5 protein-coding genes are annotated in these 6,572 nt (G+C 72.8%); 1 reads left to right on the top strand and 4 read right to left on the bottom strand.

The annotated features are described in order from the left end of the window. Window positions 1-676 (top strand): M20/M25/M40 family metallo-hydrolase (locus tag ACHFGS_RS08930; RefSeq protein ID WP_394289381.1); only part of this gene is annotated, 676 nt, incomplete at its 5' end. Between the two features lie 13 nt (window positions 677-689). Here ACHFGS_RS08930 and ACHFGS_RS08925 read toward each other — a convergent pair. From ACHFGS_RS08925 to ACHFGS_RS08910, 4 genes are read right to left on the bottom strand one after another with little or no spacing between them, the layout of a single operon-like run. After that, a complete protein-coding gene (locus tag ACHFGS_RS08925) occupies window positions 690-1,631 on the bottom strand; it encodes a zinc-binding alcohol dehydrogenase family protein (RefSeq protein ID WP_394289380.1) in 942 nt (313 codons plus the stop codon). A 12-nt stretch (window positions 1,632-1,643) separates the two neighbouring features. Next, the gene (locus ACHFGS_RS08920) at window positions 1,644-1,814 is read right to left on the bottom strand and encodes a hypothetical protein (RefSeq protein ID WP_394289379.1); all 171 of its coding nucleotides are present in this window, start codon (window positions 1,812-1,814) and stop codon (window positions 1,644-1,646) included. 47 nt (window positions 1,815-1,861) lie between these two features. Further along, on the bottom strand, window positions 1,862-5,734 hold the full coding sequence (hrpA, locus tag ACHFGS_RS08915) for an ATP-dependent RNA helicase HrpA (RefSeq protein WP_394289378.1): 3,873 nt from the start codon (window positions 5,732-5,734) through the stop codon (window positions 1,862-1,864). A gap of 30 nt (window positions 5,735-5,764) precedes the next feature. Then, window positions 5,765-6,514 (bottom strand): hypothetical protein, encoded by a 750-nt coding sequence (locus ACHFGS_RS08910; RefSeq protein WP_394279017.1) that lies wholly within the window; start codon window positions 6,512-6,514, stop codon window positions 5,765-5,767. Window positions 6,515-6,572: the final 58 nt, after the last annotated feature.

Here is a 6,572-nt window from a genome sequence, read left to right as displayed (position 1 = left end):
TGTGCCCGCCACGGCCCGGCTCGCCCGTGCGATGCACCGCCTGCACCGCCGGCCGTTCCCGGCGCGCATCGCCGAGCCGGTGCGCGCGATGTTCGACGCGCTCGCGCCCCATACGGCGGGGCCGCTGGGCGTCGTGTTCCGGCGCATCGGGCTGACCGGTCCGCTGCTGGCGAAGGTGTTCCCGAAGTTCGGCCCGGAGATGAACGCGCTGGTGCGGACGACGGCCGTCGTCACCGAGCTCGCCGGGGCGCCGAGCGAGAACGTCCTGGCCACCTCCGCCCGCGCGAGCGTCAACGTCCGGCTGCTGACGGGCGATTCGGTGGCGGGCGCGACGGACCGGATCCGCCGCGTCATCGCCGACCCCGAGGTGACCGTCGACGTCCGCCACGGGTCAGAGCCCTCGCCCGTCTCACCGGCCAGCGGCCGGGTCTGGGACCGCCTCGCCCGCACGGTGACGGCGACCCTCGGCGAGACCGTCATCCCGACCCCCTACCTGCAGCTCGGTGCGAGCGACAGTCGCTGGTTCACCGCGATCAGCGATCATGTCTATCGCTTCACGCCGTTCCACCTCACCCGCGCCGAGCGAGACGCGCTGCACTCCCACAACGAGCGCATCCGCGTCGCATCCTGGCTCGCGGGCATCGACTTCTACCGCGAGCTGGTCCGCGCGAGCTGACGCGGTCATACGCTCACGGCAGCAGGACGACCTTGCCGTCGACGCCCGACTCCACGAGGCGGTGCGCCTCGGCGGCTTCGGCGAGGGGGAGCTGCGGCCCGAGCTCCACGGAGAAGCGGCCGGCCGCCAGCAGGTGCAGCGTCACGGGCATAGCCTCGGCGCGCCAGGCCTGCTCCTGAGCGGTCAGCGGACGCGGGCTCCCGCCCATGAAGGCGCGGATGCCCAGACCGTCGGCGTCTGCGCCGCGCACGAGCGTCGCGATCCGGTCCCGGTCGGCGACGAGGTCGATCGAGGCCTGCAGCGCCTCCTCGGTGCCGGCGATGTCGATCGCGACGGTCACGCCCTCCGGCGCCGCCGCGCGGACCCGTTCGACGAGGCCCTCGCCGTAGGCGATGGGCGTCGCAGCGAGTGCGCGGACGCGGTCGGCACGACGGTCGCTCGTCGTCGCGAGGACGCGCGCTCCCCACAGGACGGCGAACTGGATGACGGCCTGTCCCACGGCGCCGGAGCCGCCGTGGACGAGGAGGGTGTCCCCGGCGCCGACGGCGAGTGACCGGAGCGTCTGGTAGGCGGTGCCGAACGGGATGCCGAGCGCGGCGGCCTCGGCGGCCGACACCTGCGGCGGCCGCGGCGTGAGCGTCGCGGCGGGCACGACGACATCCGACGCGTACAGCCCCGCGCCGCCGGAGATGAGGACGGGCTGACCGACGCGAAGTCCCTCGACGTCCGCGCCCACGGCGGTGACGATGCCGGCACCGTCGGCACCGACTCGCCGCGGAGTCGTGATCGGAGGGGAGGGGCGGAGCCCCGAGCGGAGCTTGTGGTCGAGCGGGTTCACGCCCGCTGCTTCGATGCGCACAGCGACCTCGCCGGGGCCGGGGTCGGGCAGATCGATGTCGGTGAGCGTGAGGACGTCGGGTCCGCCGAGTGCGGTGTAGGTGATCGCAGTAGCCATGACCGCTCTAGCTTATGGCCGGGGCCGGGCGCGCAGCGGCGGGGGAGTGTCGGTGAGAGCCAGGACGAAGCCGAGCACCTCTTGGGCGGTGGCCTCGCGCACGGGTCCGTGCCCGAACGACCACCCGGCATCGGTCGCCGCCACCGTCGTCCCCGCGATCGCCGCCCGTCGCTCGAACGGCATCCGGGTCGCGGCGTAGAGGGCGACACCAGGCCCTCGCGGGCAGCGGCTCACTCCGAGCCCGCGAGGGCCTTCACGATGCGGGGGAGCGAGACCTGCTCGGCCGTGCCGAGGCGCTGCGCGAACAGGCTCACCCGGTACTCCTCCAGCAGCCAGCGCACGCGGGCGAGGTGCGCGGGGGCGTCTGCCGGCAAGGGCAGCGACCCCCCGGCATCCGTGTAGAGGGCCGTCGCCCGCTCGATCTCGGTGAGCCGCTGCCGGTCTCTTCCCGGGTTGTCGGCGAGGCCCTGCACGCGCTCGAGCGCTGCCTGCAGGTACCGCGGCAGGTGTGCGAGGCGGGCGACGCCGGTGCGAGAGACGAAGCCGGGGTGCACGAGAGCGGCGACCTGCGCCTTCACGTCGCCGAGCGCCGCCAGCAGCGTCATCGAGTTCTGGCCGCGGACGGCCTTCTCGACGTCCCGCTGGAGCGTGAGGATGCGGGCGGCGAGCGACACCGTCTGGAAGAGCTCGTCGACCACGCGACCCGAGAACGCGTCGCGCGCGGCGGCGAACTGGGCCTCGGTGCGGACGGGGGCGCCCGACAGGACGGCATCGGCCACGGCGACGCGGGCATCCTCAATGAGCGCTTTCGCAGAGGGGTACGGCGAGGCTGCGAGTGCGAGCTTCTCCGCCGACGTCAGGTGATCGAGCACGTACGCGGTGGGAGACGGCACGTCGAGCAGCAGCAGGCGGCGGACGCCGGCGTGCGTGAGCGCGGCGGCCCGCTCGGCGGTGGCCTCGATCTGCAGCGACACGCTGTCGTTCGCGTCGACGAGTGCGGGGTATCCGCGGACGACGCCGCCGGCGACCTTCGTGTCGACGACATCGGGGAGGTCGCCCACGTCCCACGTCGTCAGGCCCGTGCGCTCAGAGGGAGCGGGGACGGATGCCGCGGCCACCGCGCCCGGCGCCGGGGCGGCCTTCCGGGCCGGTGCGAGAGAGCGCGCGACGGACTCGCGGGCGCGACCGGCGAGCCGCTCCTGCAGGTCGGCGAGGTCGCGCGACGAGCCGACCGTCCGGCCCCGGTGGTCGACGGCGCGGAACGACATCGTGAGGTGCCCGGGCACGCGGCCGAGGTCGAAATCGTCGGCCGTCACCCTCTGGTGGGCGACGTGCTGGATCCGGGCGGCGAGGGCCGCGCGCAGCGGCAGCGCGGGCAGGCCGTCGGTGTCCTCCGGGCCCGACCCGGCGAGCTCGGCCCCGAGACGGACCGCCCAGTCCGCCGCGGGGACGACGTGGCGGCGCACCGTCTTGGGGAGCGCCTTGATGAGCGCCGCGACGAGCTCGTCGCGCATGCCCGGAACCTGCCAGTCGAATCCGTCCGGTCGCACCTGCGCGAGCAGGGCGAGGGGGATCACGACGCTGACGCCGTCGTCGGGGGCGCCCGGCTCGAACCGGTACGCGAGGGACAGCACCTGATCGCCCTGCCGCCATCGGGCGGGGAAGTCGCGCTCGTCGGTGCGGCCGGCCTCGCCGAGGAGGTCCGCCTCGGTCATGTCCAGCAGGCGCGGCTGACGATTCTGGGTGTCACGCCACCACGTCTCGAAGGAGCGCACGTCGAACACGTCGCGGGGGATGCGGGCGTCGTAGAACGCGAACACGGCCTCGTCGCCGACGAGGATGTCGCGGCGCCGCTCCCGCTCCTCGATGCGCTCGAGGCGCCGGCGCAGCTCGTGGTTGCGCCGTTCGAAGGCCGTGAGCTTCTTGTCCAGGTGCGCGACGTTCCACTCGCCGTCGACGAGGGCGTGCCGCACGAAGAGCTCGCGAGCGAGGTCGCGGTCGACGCGGGCGAGCTGCACGCGGCGCCGGGGGATGATCTCGAGTCCGAACAGCGTCACCTTCTCGGCGGCGACGGCGGCACCGGCATCCTTCGACCAGTGCGGATCGCTCAGCGAACGGTTCACCAGGTCGCCGGCGAGCTCCTCCGCCCACGCCGGGTCGATGGCCGCGACCGTCCGGGCGTACAGGCGCGAGGTCTCGACAAGTTCGGCGGCCATGACGGCGTCGGGACTCGCCTTGCGCAGTCCCGAGCCGGGGAAGATCGCGAACCCCGCGCCCCGCGCTCCGCGGTACTGCGGGAGCGGACGCCGTGTGTTCTTCTTCGTCGGGTCGGCCTTCTGCGTGCTGCGGGTGTCGAGGACACCGAGGTGCGAGAGCAGTCCGGAGAGGATGGCGCGGTGCACGGCATGCGGATCGGCCGCGCCCGCCGTGCGGACGGCGTCGCCGCGCTCGCGCTTCGCGCCGGTGAGGCTCGACAGCTGCCGGTGCACGTCGAACCATTCCCGCACGCGCACGTAGTTGAGGTGCTCGCTCCGGCACAGGCGGCGGAAGGCGCTCGAGCCCAGCTCCCGCTGCTGATCGCGCAGGTGGTTCCACAGGTTCAGGAGCGTGAGGAAGTCGCTCGTCGGGTCGGTGAACCGGGCATGCAGCCGGTCGGCCTCCTCGCGTCGCTCCTCGGGGCGCTCGCGGACGTCCTGGATGGACAGGCCTGCCACGATGGGCAGCACGTCGCGGGTGACGCCGCGGGTCTCGGCCTCCAGCAACATCCGCGCGAATCGGGGGTCGATGGGCAGGCGCGCGATCTTCCGCCCGAGCCCGGTAAGCCGGAGGCGATCGCCGCGGCCGCTGACGGCGCGGAGCTCGGTGAGCAGCTCGACCGCTGCTTTGACGCCGCGAGAGTCGGGCTTCGTGAGGAAGGGGAACTCGCTGATGTCGCCGAAGCCGAGGGCGAGCATCTGCAGGATCACCGAGGCGAGAGAGGTCCGCAGGATCTCCGGCTCGGTGAACTCGGGGCGGGCGGCGAAGTCGTCCTCGCCGTAGAGGCGGATCGCGATGCCGGCGGACGTGCGGCCGGCACGACCGCTGCGCTGCTGAGCGGAGGCCTGCGAGATCGCCTCGATCGGCAGGCGCTGGATCTTCGAGCGGGCGCTGTACCGCGAGATGCGCGCCGTGCCGGTGTCGATGACGTAGCGGATGCCGGGGACCGTGAGGCTCGTCTCGGCGACGTTCGTGGCGAGGATGACGCGGCGGCGCACCCCGGCCACGCCGGACGGCTCGAAGACCCGGTGCTGTTCGGCGGCGGAGAGACGGCCGAACAGGGGCAGCACCTCCGTGGGTCGCGCGTCTTTCGCGTACATGCCGCGGACGGCATCCATCGCATCCCGGATCTCCGCCTCGCCGGGGAGGAAGACCAGCACGTCGCCGTCGGCTTCGCGGTCGAGCTCGCGGAGAGCGCCGAGCAGTCCGTCGACGTCGTCCTCGGTCTCCGCATCGTGCGGGCGGTAACGGATCTCGACGGGGTACGTGCGCCCGGACACCTCGATGATCGGCGCGGGGATGCGCTCGTCGCCCCGACCGGGGGAGGCGAAGTGCGCCGCGAAGCTCTCCGGATCGATCGTTGCGGAGGTGATGACGACCTTCAGGTCGGGCCGCTCCGGGAGGATCCGTGCGAGGTAGCCGAGGAGGAAGTCGACGTTCAGGGATCGCTCGTGCGCCTCGTCGACGATGATCGTGTCGTAGCGCCGCAGCAGCCGGTCTCGGTGGATCTCGTTGAGCAGAATGCCGTCGGTCATGAGCGTCACCTGCGTGTCGGCGGTGACCTCGTCGGTGAAGCGGACCTTATAGCCGACCGTGCTCCCGAGGGGGACCTGCACCTCGTGTGCGAGGCGCTCGGCGATCGAGCGGGCCGCGATGCGGCGCGGCTGCGTGTGGGCGATGCGGGTGCGGCCGAGCTCGAGGCAGATCTTCGGCAGCTGGGTCGTCTTGCCCGAACCGGTGGCGCCGGCGACGATGACGACCTGGTGCGCCTCGAGGGCGCGCGCGATCTCGTCCCTCGCGGCGCTGACCGGCAGCTCCGGGGGATAGGCGATGACGGGCGTGGGCATGGCCTTCCAGCGTATCCCGGCCTGCCTCCGTCAGCGCTCGGCGGGAGTCGTCTCGTCGAGGAGCGGGAGGTCTGCGGCGGTGACCAAGCGCGAGAGGATCGCGTGCTCCACGAGCCGCGCGCGACGGTTGGTGGCGAGCTTGCCGCCGCCGGCACGGAGACCCTGGACCCCCTCCCGGTCGAATTTGTCGCAGACGTTGTCGAGCTTGCGGTTGAAGGTGGTCAGCGGCCAGCCCAGCCGCTGCGCTGCGGCGGCTGAGGAGGGAACCTGGCTGGAGCCCATCATCCCGCCCCGGAGCGTCGGCTCGCACAGGGCGATGAGCAGCTGCTTCTGGCTGAGGGTGAGCGGCACCGCACCGATCGTCGTCCCGCCGTCGGTGTCGTCGTCGGCGACCGGACCCGGACCGCGGCCGGTGAAGCGTGCGGCGCTGTTCCGGATCGTGAACTCGTAGGTGTAGGCGCCGGCGGTGAACATGACGATCAGCTCGGGGAAGACGAGCGGCACCCGGGTGCCCGGGCCGAGCATCGCCTGGTAGGCGCCGTCCGCGGTCGCGAGGGCGACGGAGATCGACCGCCCCGTGTTGGCGAGCCACCACAGATCCCGCTCGGCTTCGACGACCAGGAGCCGACGATGGAGATACGGGTTGGTGTCGATCACGAGGTCGGCGTCGCGGCCGATCGAGAACGGGGCCGTCCGCGACGGGTGGAACCACTCCCCGCAGAACTCGATGGCGAGCTCCGTCGGGGCGCCTTCCGCGGTGTGCTCGGCGTCGGTGGACATCAGGACCCCCCTGTCAGAATCACCATGATCCCTGTGATCGCGCTGCCGACGATCACGG

The organism is Microbacterium sp. (genome assembly GCF_043427715.1).
Classification (GTDB): domain Bacteria; phylum Actinomycetota; class Actinomycetes; order Actinomycetales; family Microbacteriaceae; genus Microbacterium.
Note: the sequence above shows the minus strand (reverse complement) of the source record. Positions and strands in the feature narration are given on the sequence as shown.